General features: G+C 61.9%; 15 protein-coding genes. 10 read left to right on the top strand and 5 right to left on the bottom strand.

The window, feature by feature from the left end:
• Nucleotides 1-397: 397 nt before the first annotated feature.
• Nucleotides 398-1300 carry a hypothetical protein gene (locus tag ACI38B_RS00115; RefSeq protein WP_439729021.1) on the bottom strand — a complete coding sequence of 301 codons (903 nt, stop codon included), beginning with the start codon at nt 1298-1300 and terminating at the stop codon, nt 398-400.
• Between the two features lie 72 nt (nt 1301-1372).
• On the opposite strand from ACI38B_RS00115, the gene nusA reads away from it, so the two are divergent.
• From nusA to ribF, 5 genes are all read left to right on the top strand, one after another.
• Nucleotides 1373-2437 carry a transcription termination factor NusA gene (nusA, locus tag ACI38B_RS00120; RefSeq protein WP_015450944.1) on the top strand — a complete coding sequence of 355 codons (1065 nt, stop codon included), beginning with the start codon at nt 1373-1375 and terminating at the stop codon, nt 2435-2437.
• A 193-nt stretch (nt 2438-2630) separates the two neighbouring features.
• On the top strand, nt 2631-5426 hold the full coding sequence (gene infB, locus ACI38B_RS00125) for a translation initiation factor IF-2 (RefSeq protein WP_439729022.1): 2796 nt from the start codon (nt 2631-2633) through the stop codon (nt 5424-5426).
• 235 nt (nt 5427-5661) lie between these two features.
• A complete protein-coding gene (rbfA, locus tag ACI38B_RS00130; protein ID WP_044091633.1) occupies nt 5662-6237 on the top strand; it encodes a 30S ribosome-binding factor RbfA in 576 nt (191 codons plus the stop codon).
• Nucleotides 6230-7234 carry a tRNA pseudouridine(55) synthase TruB gene (gene truB, locus ACI38B_RS00135; protein WP_439729023.1) on the top strand — a complete coding sequence of 335 codons (1005 nt, stop codon included), beginning with the start codon at nt 6230-6232 and terminating at the stop codon, nt 7232-7234. Before rbfA ends, truB begins: the two co-directional genes overlap by 8 nt.
• Before the next feature lie 101 nt (nt 7235-7335).
• Nucleotides 7336-8646, top strand: coding sequence for a bifunctional riboflavin kinase/FMN adenylyltransferase (gene ribF / locus ACI38B_RS00140; protein WP_439729024.1), 1311 nt, complete (start codon nt 7336-7338; stop codon nt 8644-8646).
• Nucleotides 8647-8682: 36 nt separating this feature from the next.
• On the opposite strand, the gene radA is transcribed toward ribF, so the two are convergent.
• Nucleotides 8683-10107 (bottom strand): DNA repair protein RadA, encoded by a 1425-nt coding sequence (gene radA / locus ACI38B_RS00145; protein WP_439729025.1) that lies wholly within the window; start codon nt 10105-10107, stop codon nt 8683-8685.
• Between the two features lie 102 nt (nt 10108-10209).
• Between radA and ACI38B_RS00150 the strand changes: the two genes are divergently transcribed.
• A complete protein-coding gene (locus ACI38B_RS00150; protein WP_439729026.1) occupies nt 10210-10848 on the top strand; it encodes a hypothetical protein in 639 nt (212 codons plus the stop codon).
• A 114-nt stretch (nt 10849-10962) separates the two neighbouring features.
• Nucleotides 10963-11052, top strand: a complete 90-nt coding sequence (locus ACI38B_RS00155; protein WP_004268639.1) for a 30S ribosomal protein bS22 — start codon at nt 10963-10965, stop codon at nt 11050-11052.
• Between the two features lie 764 nt (nt 11053-11816).
• Here the strand turns inward: ACI38B_RS00155 and ACI38B_RS00160 are convergent.
• From ACI38B_RS00160 to ACI38B_RS00170, 3 genes are all read right to left on the bottom strand, one after another.
• Nucleotides 11817-13130 carry an O-acetylhomoserine aminocarboxypropyltransferase/cysteine synthase family protein gene (locus ACI38B_RS00160; RefSeq protein WP_439729027.1) on the bottom strand — a complete coding sequence of 438 codons (1314 nt, stop codon included), beginning with the start codon at nt 13128-13130 and terminating at the stop codon, nt 11817-11819.
• Nucleotides 13131-13361: 231 nt separating this feature from the next.
• Nucleotides 13362-14060: a ribose-5-phosphate isomerase RpiA gene (rpiA, locus tag ACI38B_RS00165; protein WP_015450935.1), complete on the bottom strand. Its 699-nt coding sequence runs from the start codon at nt 14058-14060 to the stop codon at nt 13362-13364.
• A 241-nt stretch (nt 14061-14301) separates the two neighbouring features.
• Nucleotides 14302-15519: a ribonuclease H family protein gene (locus ACI38B_RS00170; RefSeq protein ID WP_439729028.1), complete on the bottom strand. Its 1218-nt coding sequence runs from the start codon at nt 15517-15519 to the stop codon at nt 14302-14304.
• A 234-nt stretch (nt 15520-15753) separates the two neighbouring features.
• Between ACI38B_RS00170 and ACI38B_RS00175 the strand changes: the two genes are divergently transcribed.
• From ACI38B_RS00175 to ACI38B_RS00185, 3 genes are all read left to right on the top strand, one after another.
• Complete coding sequence (locus tag ACI38B_RS00175; protein WP_439729029.1) at nt 15754-16482, top strand: carboxymuconolactone decarboxylase family protein; 729 nt, start codon at nt 15754-15756, stop codon at nt 16480-16482.
• Nucleotides 16483-16581: 99 nt separating this feature from the next.
• Nucleotides 16582-17673 carry a zinc-dependent alcohol dehydrogenase family protein gene (locus tag ACI38B_RS00180; protein ID WP_439729030.1) on the top strand — a complete coding sequence of 364 codons (1092 nt, stop codon included), beginning with the start codon at nt 16582-16584 and terminating at the stop codon, nt 17671-17673.
• A gap of 89 nt (nt 17674-17762) precedes the next feature.
• On the top strand, nt 17763-18041 hold a 279-nt coding region (locus ACI38B_RS00185), incomplete at its 3' end, for a MerR family transcriptional regulator (RefSeq protein WP_439729031.1).

The following is an 18041-nucleotide window of genomic DNA, read 5'->3' on the forward strand; positions in this document are numbered from 1 at the left end:
CTCAATATCTCGCGTCGGTGGCCGTCTCTGGGAGATATTGAGATTTCAGCACGATGTTACCATGCCGGCAGGATTATCAGAAGCTTGAAATTTCAACGATTCTAACTTATCGTGCCTTCGTCGCGTCATCGGGCGGTCCTGAAAAAGTCGCGGATTTCGCATTATCGGAGAGATATTCAGAGATTGTTCGAAAAATCTCTCTCGCACAGGACTTTCGGCGAGATTTTCAGATTTTCAGGTATACAGATCTACAGATACGTAGAAGACCGATGGGCCGGCCAGATTCATCTGACCCCCACGGTTTATTGAGTCGTGGGTACGGGATCGCGACAAGGGTCAGCCGAAAGGTAATATCGAGTCGTGGGTATCGGGATCGCGAACTGTGCCAGATGCGGGGTCATTGCTTGCTGCTGCTTGCGAATACCGCAAAATCGACGCTCGGGTAGCCTTGCGCGAACGCCTCATAGCAATGCCCGGTAATCAGACGCACCAACACGAGCATCTGATCGGTGCGGGTGCTGGCCGCTGTGGCGCCGGTGTTGGAGACGGTGTTGTCGGGGGATGCGAGGGCGGCCAACTCCTCCAACGCGCAGTCGATTTCGATGATGGATACCGTGGAGGCCTGCAATCCGGTCGATTGGTCGGTCGCGGTGCTCGGATTGGCGAGCAAATCGGTGATGTCGTATTCTTTTTGCCGCAAATCGCCGGTATTGCCCGCAATGGACATCAACTGCGACCCGGCGGCATGATGGTTGTCGCTTGCGGTGAGGGTCGCGCCGGCCACCCCTTTGGCGGCGAGCACTTGCAATGCGGAACCTGCGCGGTCTTCGGCAAGCGCGAGTTTGCGCAGAATCTCCTTGCTCAATGGCAGTGCCGTAAGCCCGTCGAGACGCTGTCTGCGCAGGGCGTTGCCGTCGTTGGCGCTCGCCGTGTAGGTCTGCGAGATGCTTTGCGCGAGATTGTTGGCCAGCCATTGGGCTTGCGCGCTGCGGATGACCCCTTCTGAGATGCGTTGCGGACATGCCGCCGCGACGGTCTGCCAGTCTTGCGCCGACTGGGATGACGCCAAGTATCTGACGATGATCGGCCCGTGTTGTGCGCGGGAGTCATTGTCGGTGGCGGAGCGGTAGGAGCGCTCGCAGTCGGTTTCTTGGTATTCCGATTCGGCTCGTCCTGCAATTCTTGGTGATGAGCATGCAGTCATGGCAGTCATCGCCGCGATTGCGGCAACGCATGTGGCGGCGTATTTGGCGATAGTGCGCGCACGGCGAAGGAGAGGGCTGCGTGTCTGCATAATCATCTAAAGTAGTACGTAACTGTGACTAATTGGGCAAAGCGCTCGGTAATAACTTCACATAGGAGGTCTTGCAGGATGGAACTGGACCTGGCAGGTATTCACCAGCTGGCAGCTGGTCAGGGAATTGACGCCGAGACGCTGGATGATGCACTTTCCGAGGCATTGCGACTGGCTTATCTCAAAACACCGCACGCGGCGAAGCACGCCCGCGTCGAGCTTGATGAGCGTGCAGGCACGTTCACGATCTGGGCTCAGGACGAGATTCCGGTTGAGCCGACCGAGGATGACCCTCATCCGGCGCCGAAGTTGGGGGAGGAGTATGACGACACCCCGCATGATTTCGGTCGTCTCGCCGCCGCGACGGCGCGTCAGGTCATCAGCCAGCTGTTCCGCAAGGCTGAGGATGACCGTGTGCTTGGCGCCTTCGCGGGGCAGAAGGGCAAGCTGATTACCGGTATCGTCCAGCAGGATGCAAAGGACCCGAGCAATGTGCATATCGCCGTCGGCGATGTCGAGGCATTGCTTCCCCGTCGCGAGCAGGTGCCGGGCGAGCGGTACCGCCACGGCGAACGTCTGCGCGTGTATGTGGTCAATGTATCCCGTGGCCTGCGTGGACCGGAGATCGTTGTTTCCCGTTCCCACCCCGAACTTGTCCGTCGTCTGTTCGAGCGTGAGGTGCCTGAGCTGGTTTCCGGCGCCGTGTCCATCATGGCGATTGCACGTGAAGCGGGCGCCCGCACCAAGATCGCGGTCAAGGCGAACACCGACGGCGTCAATCCGAAGGGCGCGCTGATCGGCCCTGCGGGTTCCAGAGTGCGTGCCGTCATGGAGAATCTCGGCCACGAGAAGATCGATATCGTCGATTGGTCCGCCGATCCTGCGAAGTTTGTGGCGTCGGCGCTGTCCCCTGCGGTTGCGACGGATGTGCAGGTCATCAGTGAGAAGAACAAGACCGCCATCGCGTTCATCCATGATGACCAGCTGTCGCTCGCCATTGGCAAGGAAGGACAGAACGCCCGTCTCGCCGCGAAGCTGACCGGTTGGAAGATCGGCATCGAGTCCGCCGAGCAGCATAAGGCGAAGCTCGCCGCCGAACGGGCAGCCGAGGACGGCACGTCGCAATCGGCTGAAAACAAGTAGACACGGCTCGCGCCGCAATCCACAGTCTCCGGTATGCTGGATTGCGGCAATCCGGGCCCGGCAGTCCATACTTCCGGGCCGTGACACGGAGACGAGGTAACAGATCATGGTCGCACGATGAGACAAGGTAAGCTCGCCATCATCGAAGTGTGACTGCGCATATGCGCGCAGTCACGGAATAGGAGAAAACTGAGTGGCAAAACAGCGCGTATATGAACTGGCCAAGGAGCTTGGCGTTGACAGCAAAACCGTCCTTGAGAAGCTCAAGGACATGGGGGAGTTCGTCAAGTCCGCGTCCTCTACCGTGGAGGCGCCGGTCGTTCGTCGTCTGAAGGCATCCTTCCCGAAGCAGGATGCATCCAATAAGCCAAACGATAAGAAGCAAGGTGCAAAGGCTGCACCGCGTCCGCAGCACTCCGAGCATCATCAGGAGCAGTCGCAGACTTCAAGTGAAGTCAATGCCGCAAAACCGGGGCCGGCGCATCTGCATGTGCCAAAGCCGGGTGCACCGCATCCGGGGCCGCATGCCGGCCAGCGTTCCCAGCAGGGTGGCCGTCCCGACCGTCCCCAGCGTCGCGACGACCGTCGTGACAACCGTGAGGGGCGCAATTCCCGTAACGGCGAGCAAGGCCGTCCGGGTCATAATCCGCGTCGCAATGGTCCTCGTCCAGGGGCCAATGGTCCGCACTCGCCGCGCGGAGCCCAAGGCGCCGCGTCGCAACAGCGTTCCGGAGCTCCGCATGCCGCGACTCCTGGTCCACGTCCGGGCAACAATCCGTTCAGCCGCAAGCAGGGCATGCACGTGCCCACTCCGGGTGACATCCCGCGTCCGCACCCCATGGCGCGCCCGACTGTCGAAGGTGGTCGTGGAGGCCGCGGTCGTGGCGGCCGCAATGGTTTCGGCAATGGCCGCGGTGCTCGTCCGGGGCAGTGGGGCCAGCATCGTCCAGGCCAAGGTGCCGGCGCCAACCGTGGCGGAAGCGGTAATCATTTCGGTGGTGGCTTCCAGAACGGTGGCAATGCCGGTCCGTCCCGTGGCGGCGGCCGTGGCCGTGGTGGCGCTGCGGGTGCATTCGGTCGTCAGGGCGGCAAGTCCTCGAAGGCGCGTAAGAACCGTCTCGCGAAGCGTCATGAATATCAGGAGATGAAGGCCCCGGTCATCGCCGGTGTGCGCATCCCCGCAGGCAACGGCCAGACCGTGCGTCTGCGCCAAGGCGCGTCCCTCGCCGATCTCGCTGAGAAAATCAACGTCAATCCGGCGGCGCTCGTCACAGTCCTGTTCCATCTCGGTGAGATGGCCACGGCGACCCAGTCCCTCGATGAGGCGACATTCCAGATTCTCGGTGAGGAAATCGGCTGGAACATCAAGATCGTCTCCGCTGAAGAGGAAGACAAGGAGCTGCTGCAGCAGTTCGACATCGACCTTGATGAAGAAGAGCTGCAGGACGACGAGAACCTCAAGCCGCGTCCGCCTGTGGTCACGGTCATGGGCCATGTCGATCACGGTAAGACCCGCTTGCTGGACACCATCCGCAAGACCAACGTGGTTGCTCGTGAGGCCGGCGGCATTACCCAGCGCATCGGCGCATACCAGGTGACGGTCAAGCTTGACGGCGAATCGCGCAAGATCACCTTCCTTGATACCCCTGGCCACGAAGCCTTCACCGCTATGCGTGCCCGTGGCGCCGAACTCACCGATATCGCGATCCTCGTGGTCGCCGCGGATGACGGCGTCATGCCCCAGACCGTTGAGGCAATCAACCACGCGCAGGCGGCGAACGTTCCGATTGTGGTCGCGGTCAACAAGATTGATAAGCCGGGCGCCAACCCGGAGCGTGTGCGCGGACAGCTCACCGAATTCGGCCTCGTGCCGGAGGAGTATGGCGGCAACACTATGTTCGTCGACATCTCCGCAAAGCAGGGCACGAATGTCGACAAGCTGCTCGAAGCGGTGCTGCTCACCGCCGACGCGGAGCTTGATCTGCGGGCCAACCCCGATATGGACGCCCGAGGTGCCACCGTTGAAGCCCGACTCGACAAGGGTCGCGGCGCTGTGGCGACTGTGCTCGTGCAGTCCGGCACCCTCCATGTGGGTGACGCCATCGTGGCCGGTACATCCTACGGCCGCGTGCGTGCCATGCTCGACGAGAACGGCAATCATATGAAGGCCGCCGGCCCGTCCACGCCTGTCCAGGTGCTTGGCCTGACTTCTGTGCCGACCGCAGGTGACCTGTTCCTGGTCGCCCCTGACGACCGTGCGGCACGCCAGATCGCTGAGAAGCGTCAGGCCACCGAACGCGCGGCCCAGCTGGCCAAGCGCCGCAAGGTGGTTTCGCTCGAAAGCCTCAAGGAGCAGTTCGCCAAGTCCGAAGTGGATATGCTCAATATCGTCATCAAGGGCGATTCCTCCGGCTCTGTCGAGGCCCTCGAGGATTCGCTCATGAAGATCGATGTGTCCGAGGAAGTCGGCATCCAGGTCATCCACCGCGGTGTCGGTGCCATCACGCAGAACGATGTCAACCTGGCGAGCGTCGACAAGGCCGTCATCATCGGCTTCAACGTGCGCCCGAACCGTCAGGTCGCCGATCTGGCGGAACGCGAAGGCGTGGAGATCAAGTACTACTCGATCATCTACAAGGCCATCGAGGATGTCGAAGCCTCCTTGAAGGGCATGCTCAAGCCCGAATACGAAGAGGTCGTCACCTCGCACTCCGAGATCCGCGAAATCTTCCGTTCCTCCAAGTTCGGCAACATCGCCGGCGTCATGGTTCAGGACGGCGAGGTCAAGCGTGGTACGAAGTGCCGCATCCTGCGCAACGGGGTCGCCACGGTCAACGACTTGGAGATTTCCTCGCTGCGTCGTTTCAAGGACGACGTCCAGTCGGTCAAGGAAGGCTACGAGGCCGGTATCAACCTCGGCACCTTCAACGACATCGAGATCGGCGACATCATCGAGACCTTCGAGATGCGCGAAATCGAACGCAAGTAGCCGCGACGGACGGCCCAGGCCGCCCACAACGGTTCGGAACACCAGGTAACAGGCCAGTGCACTCCATGGCGCACTGGCCTGTTGCACAACTGAAGACATGAAGACTGCCCGCGGGCGGTTACGCCCTCAGCCTGAAACAGGCACACGTGACTGGGCTGTGGGAATATCAAACCAACGAACGTATCAGACCGGCCTCGAACAGACCGGCTCCTAGAACTCTTAGAAAGGAACACCATTGGCAGGGACGAATCCACGGGCGGCGCGCATCGCGGCGCTCATCCAGCGTGTGGTCGCATCCGCGTTGGAACGCCAGCTGCACGACGAACGGCTCCACAGCGTGACCATCACCGACGTGCGGGTCACCAACGATTTGCAGATCGCTACCATCTACTGGACCCAGCTCGGCCACGACGGCAAGGAGCAGGGTGAACGCAAGCGCGCCCAGCAGGCGCTCAATCAGGCGAAAGGCCGTCTGCGCACGCTGGTAGGTCGCAAGGCGGGGCTGCGACTTACCCCGGAACTCAAGTTCAAGTTCGACGAGGTGCCGGGAGAGGCGACCGAAATCGAAGATATTCTGGTCACCGCCCGTCGTCGTGACGAGGAACTCGCGAAAAGCCGCGAACACGCCCAGTACGCCGGCGAGGCCGATCCATACAAGCATCCTGAGGAGCGGGAGAACCGCTGGGCCGAAGATGACGAGTACGATGCTTATGACGACGACAACTACGGTGAGGAATCCGACGACGCCGTCGATACCGGCGACGAACATGACGATACCGACAGCGGGCTGACAGGCGGGCAGGATGCCTGACGGCCTCATCGTCATTGACAAGCCGCAAGGTGTCACGAGCCATGACGTCGTCGCCGCGGTGCGGTCAGTGCTTCACGTGAAACGCGTCGGCCACGCCGGCACGCTTGACCCGATGGCCACCGGAGTGCTGGTTGTCGGGTTCGGACACGCCACCCGGCTGCTCAATTACATCGTCGACCATCGAAAAACCTATGAGGCGACCATCCGGCTGGGGCTGCGCACCACCACCGAGGACGCCGAAGGCGAAATCATCACGTGGCCGGCTGAGGAGCGCGAACACGTGCGTGCACAAGTCGCCGCGCTTTCCCGGGAGGCGATTGAACAGGCCGTCAGCACCCACCTGCTGGGTGAGATCAGCCAGGTCCCCAGCGCGTATTCCGCGGTGAAAATCAACGGCAAACACGCGTATGATCTCGCCCGCGAAGGCCAGGAGGTGGCCCTTGAACCTCGCCAGGTGACCATCGACAGCTTCGACGTGCTCGCCGTCCATGAACCGGATGCGGCACAGGGCACACGGGATGTCGATGTACGTGTCACCTGCTCTGCGGGAACGTATATTCGGGCGCTCGCCCGCGATTTGGGCCATATCCTAGGGGTCGGCGGATACCTCACCCGGTTGCGGCGTACCCATGTCGGCGCGTTCAGCCTCGAAGGACCGCATGTCTTGCCCGCCCGCGGCGAGGAACATAGCTTCACCACGCGCGACGGACGGCACGAAACCCGCATGAGAGCCCGCCTAGACACTACGAAGGAACAGCTCCTTGACGCCGCCCTGACCATGGGACAGGCCGCACGCATGACCATGCCCGTCGTGGATGTCAGTGACAAGCAGGCGCAAGATCTGCGGTACGGGCGCAGCATCGGCGTCCCCGTAGCAGACGCCACGGCCGCCATCGCGCATCCGACAGATACCAGTGAAGACGTGGTCGCCATCATCGTTCCCGACAGCGGAACACCGACGCGATCGCACCCGACGGTGGTCTTCCCCGCCGCCTGACATTTTGCTAGAGTGGACGCGGCAATCCAAGATATCCAACACATCGAAGACATCACAACCAAGACATCCAAGAGTTTCGGGACAACGATAAGAGGAACAGCATGAACATCACCAATCTGGTTCCCGACGCCAACGGACTGGTCAATTGGCCAACCCTGAGCGTCAACCGTAAATCCGTCGTCACGGTCGGATCCTTCGACGGCATGCATCAGGGGCACCGTGCGGTGATTGGAAGAACCGTTGAATTGGCTAAGCGCAACAACGCCTTCTCGGTGGTCATCCTGTTCGACCCGCGGCCGAGTGTCGTCCATCAGTACGCAAAAACTCATCAGGGGCAGCAGCCGCCGGCGGATATCGCCGATCCCGAGCGGCTTATGGGCGTCGACCAACGGCTGCGCGTCATGGACGAACTGGGTGTGGACCACGTGCTGCTCGTGCGGTATACGCTCGCGTTCGCCGCGAAATCCTTCCGTTTCTTCCTCGGCCAGCTGGTCGGCAAACTCGGTATGCGCACCCTCGTGCTAGGGCAGGACGCGCATATGGGGGCTGGCCGCACCGGCGATGTGAAAGCCATCGAGAACCTTGCGTTCGCCACCGGTGTGTTCGAACTGGATATTGTTGACGACCGCGGGCCCGGATACACGCGCATCCCGCAGGATGCCGCGTACACTGTGCCTGAGGCACCAGGCGAGCCGAAAGACCCGACCGCCGGCATGACCAAGGCCCAGCTGCGTGCGTGGAGCAAGAAGCATCAAGCCAAAGAGGCGAGAGTGTGGAGCTCCTCGAATGTGCGGTATCTGCTGTCCCAAGGGCGGATCAAGGATGCGAACGCCATTCTGGGCGCGCCTCATGCCATCGAAGGCACGGTTGTTCACGGCGAACAGCGCGGTCGCGGTATCGGCTTCCCGACAGCGAACCTGGACACGCCGATTGACGAATTCCTTCCGGTCGACGGCGTGTACGCGGGGTGGCTGGTTGACCTGGGCGAGCCTAAGAACGGCGATGACGCGCAGGATTCGACGGCGTCAGCAGATGCGGCGGATCAGGCGTCACAAGACGCTGCTCGGCCCGATGCTACGATTACGGGCGGCACCACGCCCGCCGCAAGCATCCCGCAGCCGCTGGATCTCGCTTCCATTCGATCGCGACTTGCCCAGCATTCGCCATACCGTTGGCCGGCGGCCATCTCCATCGGCACCAAACCCACATTCGAAGCCGAAGCCGGCGAGCCGGAGCGTGTCGTCGAAGCCTATGCGGTAACCGATGACTGGCTTGACCTGTACGGGCATCGCGTCCGCATTGAATTCACCGGATTTCTGCGCCCGCAAATCAAATTCGATTCCGTGGACGCGCTGAAAGCTGAGCTTGCGGTCAACGCCAAGCAGGCTGCGGAAGCCGCCCGGCAGGCCTGACAGGGCTGTTGCCGCTGATACATCGGCAACCGTCTCTCACCGGCGCTTCGTGAGCCCCAATGCGTCCAACGCATCCCGCAACGACGTCACCTCGACCAATTCAATCCCCTTTGGCGCGGAGCCTCCCCGCCGCTTGCCCGAACGGGTCGCCGGAACCACGGCACGTGTGAACCCGAGCCGTGCCGCCTCGTTCAACCGATGGATGAGCTGGGGGACAGGTCGCACCTGCCCAGTCAGCGATATCTCCCCGATCGCGCAGGTCGACCGTGCTATTGGTGTGCCGGTCGCCGCGCTCGCCAATGCCGCCACAATCGCCAGATCGCATGCCGGTTCTTTGGCAGATGCCCCCGCGATGGTCGAGACATAGACGTCGTTGGCAAGCAGATTCACCTTGCCATGACGGTACAAGACCGCAGTGAGCATCGCCAGACGGTTCCCGTCTACACCGTTGACCGCACGACGCGGGGTGGGCAACACGGATTTCGTGACGAGCGCCTGCAACTCGATCGGCAGGCTGCGATGCCCGTCCAAGGTGAAGGTCACGCATGTGCCATCCACCGTCTCCTGCGAAGCAGACAGGAACAGCCCGGAAGGGTCGGCCACCTCTTCGATGCCCTCGCCGCTCATATCGAAACAGCCGACCTCATCGGTGGGACCGAACCGGTTTTTCACCGCGTGCAGCATGCGCAGCGCGGTTTGAGTATCGCCTTCGAACTGGCAGACCACGTCGACCAGATGCTCCAACGTGCGCGGCCCTGCAATCGAACCGTCCTTGGTGACGTGACCGACTAGGACAATAGGGATATCAAGGGTTTTCGCGGTGTCGATAAGCGCGCTCGCGACCTCGCGCACCTGGGTGGAACCGCCCGAGATGCCATCGACATCCTGGGAGACGATGGTCTGCGCGGAATCCACGATGGCGAGCCGCGGATGCTCCTGGGCGATCAGACCCAAAACGGTGGCCAGATCAGTGGTGGAGGCTAGCAGGAGATTGTCCTGCACCGCATCGATACGTGAGGCGCGCATGCGCACCTGCGCCTGCGATTCCTCGCCTGACAGGTACAGCACGGTGCCATCCGGGTTCGCGCGCGCCACATTTCCCGCGGTTTCAAGCAGCAGCGTTGATTTGCCGATACCTGGCTCGCCGGCGACCAGAACGACAGAACCGGGGACGATGCCGCCGCCTAGCACACGGTCGAATTCGCCGAATCCGGTGGGGATGCGGGCGACGCTTTCCGTGCCGACTTCGCTGATTGGCTTGACCGTACCCTCGCCCACCACGGTCTGCGCCTGCGTGCGCGAGGTGCGCCCGGGGGCGGCGGTGCGCGATTTTGCGGCGGGACGCGCCTCATGGAACTCCTCGACCGTGCCCCATTGGCCGCATTCTGGGCAGCGTCCGTACCATTTGGGGCCGTTCCAGCCGCATTCTGTGCACACGTACTGCGTCGTAGTCTTTGCCATAGTGCCGAAGCTACCGAACTTTCGCGACATTGCGCGGCGGGCTCAACGTGCGTTCCCGATGGTGCCAGGCACGCGTCATGCCGCTGTGCGAGAATAAACCGTATGGCGAACACTCAACAATCCTCATCCCATGGCAAGCTCACCGCGGTGATCGCAGTGGCGGCGGTGGTTATCGTGCTGGCATTGCTGTCGGCATTCATCTGGCCCGGCTGGGCGCTCAACAAGACGACGACACCGGCGAGTGCGCCGACCACCAGCTCGACGGCGAGCGGCAAGAAGTCAGCGAGTGCAAAAGCTCCATCGACTCCGACCATTTCCGCGAAGGCCTTGCCCGCTGACGCGACCAGTTTGCTGAAAGCCATGCCGGACAGCGTGGTCAATTATGCGCGTACCGACGCCAATCCGAGCGCGAACTGGACATCCACGTCACCGCTGGAAGAGTACACGATGACGTATTCCACTGGGGATGACACAAAGAACATCTCACTGATTACCGCACAATGGTCCAGTGCAGATGATGCGAAAAAGCAGTATGAGACGTTGACCGCCTCGCTGACTGGCGACGAGATCGCATCCGGCAATGTCAAGGTCAGCGGCAAGACTACCGGCAGCTATGTGATTCGCAAGGACGCCTCCGACAGCAAGAAAGCGGTCGCTGTCTGGCTCAACGATACCGCGGTGTTCCAGGCGAACGGTCCGAGCGAGGCGGTAACGACTTTCTGCCAGAAATTCCCGCTGTGACGAAGGTACAGCGCGCTTTCGCGTGTGCCGTCGGAATGTCGTTATCCAAAGTCGCTGAATGCGTGTAGTATTAGGCGAGTTGCAATCTTTCGGTAATAGGAATGGAGGCTTCAGATGGGTTCCGTCATCAAGAAGCGCCGCAAGCGGATGAGCAAGAAGAAGCACCGCAAACTGCTGCGTAAGACTCGTCACCAGCGCAAGTAGTTGCACCGGTGAAGCCTCGCGTAATACATTGCGAGTAGCTCACAGCTCAGGCCCCTCTTCGGAGGGGCTTTTTCTTTGCCTTGCCGGAGCGTCTGTCGGGAGCTGGTGACGTCCGGACACACATTTTGGCCAATAACCCCCGGACGCGGCTTCGGCGTAACCGGTTGACAAGAGGACGCATAGGCATGTTGTGTATGTCCGGGCATGCACGACCCGTGGGATTGCTGTGGGGGAGGGCGGACTCCGGTGGTATCCGTTGAGTTGCGTATGTCCGGGTGTACGCGACCCGTGGAAATGCCTTGGAAGATGATGGTATCCGGTGGTATCCGTCGAGCCGTGTATGTCCGGGCATGCGTGATCCGGGAGAGCCGCATCGTCGGCGGTGATATTGGGCGGGAACGGTCGAGTGGTGTATGCCAAGGCATACGGGACTCGCGGGATTGCTGTGGAGGAGGACGAACTCCGGTGACATCCGTCGAGTTGTGTATGTCCGGGCATGCGGCGTCGGGCACATCATCATGAGTGGGGAGGGCGCCCGGTGGCATCTGTCGAGTTGTGTATGTCCGGGTATGCGGGGCCCGCGGAAACGCTGTGGAAGAAGGTGGTGTCCGTTGGTATCCGTCAGGTTGCGAATGTCCGGGCATACGCAACCTGATTTGGTGACCATACGCCGGAAAAGAAAACCGCGAACGGGCGGGATTGCCATCTGTTCGCGGTTCGGCTATTCACGTTATTACTGCACACAGGACCGTGCGCACGGACATTCAGAGCACAGCGTCCATGGCCTGCTTCAAGTCGGCGATGATATCGTCGGCGTTTTCTAGGCCGCAGCTCAGACGCACGAGGTCGATGCCGACGCCCGCCTCCTTGAGCTGCTGCTCGGTGAGCTGACGATGCGTAGTGCCGGCCGGATACAGGATGCACGAGCGCGAATCGGCCACATGCGTGGCGATGGACACGAGCTTCAAATGGTCGAGGAACGCGGAGACTTTCTCGCGGCCCCCGGGTACGCCGAAGGCGATGACACCACACGTGCCGTTCGGCATGTACTTGCGCGCGAGCTCATAGTATTTGTCGGTTTCGAGGCCGGGGTAGTTGACCCACGAGATGCGTGGATCCTCGTTGAGGAACTTCGCCACCTGATAGCCGTTCTCACAGTGGCGCCGCATGCGCAGCCCCAGATCCTCGAGGTTCTGGCCGAGAATCCACGCGTTGAACGGCGAGGGGATTGAGCCGAAGTCACGCATGAGCTGCGCCACGCATTTGGTGATGAACGCGCCGCCGTTGCCGAACTCCTTGGCGTAGGTCACGCCGTGGTAGGAATCGTCCGGGGTAGTCAGGCCCGGGAACTTGTCGGCGTGGGCCATCCAGTCGAAATTGCCGGAATCCACGATGGCGCCGCCCACGCACGAGCCGTGGCCATCCATGTACTTGGTGGTCGAATGCGTCACGATGTCGACGCCGTACTCGAACGGACGGCAGTTGACGGGCGTCGGGAAGGTGTTGTCGACGATCAGCGGCACGCCATGCTTGTGTGCAGCGGCGGCGAACTTGTCGAAGTCAAGCACCATGAGCGAGGGATTGGCGATGGATTCGCCGAACACGGCCTTCGTGTTGGGGCGGAACGCGGCGTCGAGCTCTTCGGGTGTGCAGTCCGGGTGCACGAAGGTGCAGTCGATGCCCATGCGGCGCATGGTCACGTTGATAAGGTTGTACGTGCCGCCGTAGATGGCGTTCGAAGCGACGATATGGTCGCCTGCGGAACAGACGTTGAACAGCGCGAAGAAGTTCGCCGCTTGGCCGGAGCTCGTGAGGATGGCCGCGGTGCCGCCCTCGAGTTCGCAGATCTTCTTGGCGACGACATCGTTCGTCGGGTTGGACAAGCGGGTATAGAAATACCCGGATTCGGACAGATCGAACAAGCGGGACATCTGCTCGCTGCTCGTGTATTTGAATGTGGTGGACTGGACGATCGGGGGTGTGCGGGGCTCGCCGTTCTTTGGCTGCCAGCCGCCCTGGACACAGATGGTGTCGATGGAATGGGATTCGTCTGCCGTGTCGGCCGTCATGTCGGTCATCGGGTTTGCCTTTCTGCGATAGGGCATCGTATCGGATGTGCGTCAACGCACCCTATTCAGTGTATCCCCAGCCATTCCACTGAATCTCTTATGTCTGATGTGTGGCGGATTCGGGCAGTTCCCGACGACAATGGCCGTATGTTGGCGGATTTGTACCGCAGATACCCGCTCAGGCCGTAAAAGAAACCCCCGTGGGTTGCCGCGGGGGTTTGAAAGGGAGGATTTACACGCTCACTTATTCGGGTTGGTGAGCACGCGCGGGCCCGCCGGATCGCCGACGATGACCTGGTCGACCATGTTGAGGAACAAGCCGTGCTCCACCACGCCCACGGTGTGGATGAGATCCTCGGCCAGCTCCTGCGGGTGGTCGATGCGCCCGAGGTGCAGGTCCACCACGTAGTCGTTCTCGTCGGTGAGGACCGGCTTGCCCTCGGCGTCCAGGCGCAGCGTCGGCTTGTAGCCCTTCGCCTCGAACTTGCGGATCACCTGGCCATTGCCGAAGGGGATGACCTCGACCGGCAGCGGGAACTTGCCGATGGTGTCGACGACCTTGGACTGGTCGACGATCCACACGACCTTGTTGGAGTTGATCGCCACAATCTTCTCCCACAGGAGGGCAGCGCCGCCGCCCTTGATGCCGTTGAAGTTCTTGTCGACCTCGTCGGCGCCGTCGATGGTGATGTCGATGTGGTCCACATCGTCGATGTTCACAATCTTGATGCCGTAGCCCTCGGCCTGCTCCTGCGTGCGACGGGAGGTGGTGACGCCGGTGAACTTGAGGCCTTCCTCCTGTACGCGGCGGCCGAGCTCGTCCACCAGGAAGCGCACGGTCGAACCGGTGCCGAGACCGGCGATCATGCCATCCTGGATGAGCTTCGCGGCTTCGATGCCGGCTGCCTTCTTCAATGCGTCTTGCTGTGCCTTGTCCATAATGCTCCTTTGAGCTCGCTGAATGACAGACATCATGGCAGCCAGCCGCGGGTCGATCCCGGGCCGGCCGTCACGATGTCGCTTCGCCTCGCATAATGCGCCGAAGCCTGCTTCTATAGTATCGATGCGGCGGTATTTCGCGGTGCGGCCTCAATTCTGGCTCGGCTTACAGCGTGACTATGATGTGATGACCTTTGATGCTTCGCAGATCGGGCCCATCGTCCCACTGACTGCCGCCCGCCTACCCAAGCATGAATCGGGCGCCGTTGAGTTCGATGGAGCCGTCGCCTTGCACATATCCGTCGATTTCCACCAGCCCGTGAATATGGCGGGGCTCGCCGCTGTATGTCGGGCTGCTGGACGGCGGCGGGGAGAACCGTAGCGTGCCAGAAAGCGTCAGGCCCGGGACCGGGCGTAGACGGTTCGCGCCTGATGATGTGGGCGTGACGGATGCGGCGGCGGTGTTGTGCGTGGGTGCGGCTTGGTCGGCAGCGGGGGATGTCTCTGTCTCGCTGTTGCCTGATTCGGTGGCCTCGACGGTTGTGGTAGTGGCGGAATCAATGGCGGCTGGTGCAACATCGGAGACCGATGCGGTATCGGAGGCCGTATTGCCCTTGCCGGCAGCGGCGGTTGCCGTATCTTCGGCATTCACCGCATCCGAGGAGCCCGCAGCGGCGCGATAATCCGGCAAGTCATCCGGCACGCCCTCCGGCTCGGCGAGCCGCTCCGCCAGTGAATCGGCGTGGCGCGTGCCCGAAGTCGTCCGCAAAACCGGCCCTCCGCCGGCGATCTGCTTGCTGTCTGTATGTTGCCTGCTATCCGCACTAGGCACGCCGCCGGTATCTTCGGCGCGTCCCAGATGGTATTCGGCCGCAGAAATCTTCCCTTCCATCAGCATGTGCGCGTCTTCGGGCACGACGGTGCCCTTCGCGTATTCCGAGGCGAGCAGCGACTGCCAGCCTTCAAGCGGCAGATACCCCGGTTTGACACCGCTGCGGCAATCGCCCGCATACCCGTGGGCGAGGTGGTCGACTTTTTCGTTGCCGGGATTGTTATTATGCCCCTTGACCCACACGAATTTCACCGGTCCGGGCCGTTGCGAGATCTCACGGTCGATGGCGGCGATGAGCTCGCGGTTTTTCACCGGCTTGCCCTGCGAGTTCTTCCAACCGTGCTTTTTCCAACCGCGCACCCAGGTCGTGGAACAGTTGATGGCATACTGCGAGTCGGATTCGATCACGAGCGGCTCAGCGCCTGGATGAGCGCGCAAGGCTTCAAGCACCGCGCACAGCTCACCGATCTGGTTGGTGCCGTTCGAGGCGCCGCCGGCGTCGCAATCGCCCTCGTGCTCGTGCCCGGGAGTCCCGCCTGCGTGCGGCGTATGGTCGGCCCATGCCCACCCCATCGGGCCGTTCGGATTGCCTAGTGCTGATCCATCCGTCGAAACCGTGATTGTCATGCCTCCACCTTACGGAGGGGGCGGGATACGGTCGCTTGATCATTCCGGCGTGTCGCCATTTGACTTCAAGTGAACTTGAACCTTTAGGGTTGAGGTATCACATCGCGGATATGAAAGCGTTCCGGGCAACCCGACGGACGGAATTTCAGGAAACCGGCCGGAAGGAACCGGCCGGAAACCGGGACGATTCGGAATCCGAAACAAGCCGATCCGCAGGAAGGCAAGGTGATGGGCATGGCAATCAAACAGACCGCAGGGCGCGACAATCTTGGCGATCTCGCCCCGGTGTTCGCGCATCTCAACGATGACGTACTGTTCGGCGAGGTGTGGAGCCGCGAGGATTCGCTGTCGTTGCACGACCGCAGCATGGTCACGTGCGCGGCATTGATGGCGCAGGGGCTGTTCCCACAACTGGAATCCCATATCGCGCTGGCTAAGAAGAACGGCGTGACCCGCGACGAGATGGTGGAGATCGTCACCCAGCTCGCGTTCTACGCAGGCTGGCCGAAAGCGTGGAGCGCGTTCGGTATCGTGCGCAAGGTCTACGGCGACGATGCCACCGAACCGGCGCCCGTGCATGGTCCCTTCGAGTTGGGTGAACCGGCGGACGGGCCGAATTTCACCGGCCATGCCTGGCTACAGATGCTTGGTGGCCTGCCGGCCGCGGGCGCGGGTAATGTGACCTTCGACCGCGGATGCTACAACCGCTGGCATACGCACCCCAAGGGGCAGATTCTGCTGGTCACCGCCGGTCGCGGCTGGGAGCAGCAGGAGGGGCGGCCGCCCCACGAACTGCACGCCGGCGATGTGGTGGTCTGCCCGCCGAACGTGCGTCATTGGCATGGGGCTGCGGCGGATTCCACGCTCACTCATATCGCCATCACGCCGGCCGGCGAGGACGGGTCGGTCGTCGATTGGCAGGAGTTTCTTGACCAGACCGAGTACGACAAGCTCAACGCGTGATGTATGCCGCGTGACGCGTGAGCCGTCCGCCGGTCTGCCGCTGACCGGCACCGATACATCATCCAATCCAGTGCAATACCCCAATACAAAGGAGCAGCCATGAAGTCAACCATCTATTACGGACCGCACGATGTGCGCGTCGAAGAACGCCCGATTCCTACCATCAAGAACCCAGGCGACCTGATTATCCGCGTCGTGCGCACCTGCGTGTGTGGATCCGATCTGTGGCCGTACCGCAGCCAGGACGCGAACTCAGCCGGAACGCCGATCGGTCATGAATCCATCGGCGTCGTGACTGAAATCGGCGCCGATGTGACCGTCGCCAAACCTGGCGATTTCGTCATCGTGCCGTTCCCCATCAGCTGCGGCGAATGCGCAGCGTGCAAAGCCGGCTTTGAATCCAGCTGCCTGAACGGCGGCTATTTTGGTGGTGCAGAAGGCGAAGGCTGCCAGAGCGAATACCTGCATGTCCCGCATGCCAACGGAACGCTGGTGAACGTCTCCGAGGCGCTCGCGAAGGGCGACATCCCGGGCGCCCCCGCAAGCCCCAAGGATTTCGATGACGACATGCTCGCCGATTTGCTGACCCTCTCCGACGTGATGGGCACCGGCTATCATGCGGCTGTCAGCGCCGAAGTAAAGCCAGGCGACACCGCCGTCGTGTTCGGCGACGGCGCCGTGGGCCTGTGCGGCGTGTTGTCTGCGAAATTACTGGGTGCCACCCGTATCATCTCCATGAGCCGTCACGAGGATCGCGCCGCCATCGCCCGCGAATTCGGCGCCACCGATATTGTGCCCGAGCGTGATGACGCGGCGGTCGAGCGTGTCATGGAGCTCACGGGTTCCGGTGCCGATGCCGTGCTTGAATGCGTCGGTTCCGCCCAGTCCTTCAACACGGCGCTGCGTGTCGGCCGTCCGGGTGCCGTCGTCGGCCGCGTGGGTCTGCCTCACGGCGTGCAGATTCCGGCGGATGCCACCTTCTACCGCAATATCGGCATCAAGGGCGGCCCGGCTCCGGTGCGCACCTACGCCCGCCAGCGTCTGTTGCGCGAAGTGCTCGTCGGCAACATTCATCCGGGACGCGTCTTCACCAAGACGTACACCCTGGACGAGGTGCCGCAGGCTTACGCCGACATGGATGCGCGCCGCGTCGTCAAGGCGTTGGTGAAGGTGTCCGAAGTCGAAGGCTGACACCGAACCGTGCCATTGCCGTTCTGCCGCTCCGGGGGTTCCGTCCGGGGCGGCAGATGCGTGTACGTACTACTGGAAAGGAGTCGCTGATGGCGACATACACCATCGGCCAGATGGCGAAGAAACTCGGGGTATCCACCTCAACGCTGCGCTACTACGACAGCGAAGGACTGCTGCCGTTCGTGGGGCGGACCAGCGGCGGGGCGCGCGTGTTTCGCGATGAAGACATGCCGATGATCAACATCATCGGCTGCCTGAAAGCAGGTGGAATGTCGATCAAGGACATCAAACGCTATGTCGACCTGTGCGGCGAAGGCGATGCGACCATCGAACGCCGACTTGATATGATCCGCAACCAGCGCGAAGCC

Origin of the sequence: Bifidobacterium sp. (genome assembly GCF_051876855.1) — a bacterium.
Lineage (GTDB): Bacteria > Actinomycetota > Actinomycetes > Actinomycetales > Bifidobacteriaceae > Bifidobacterium.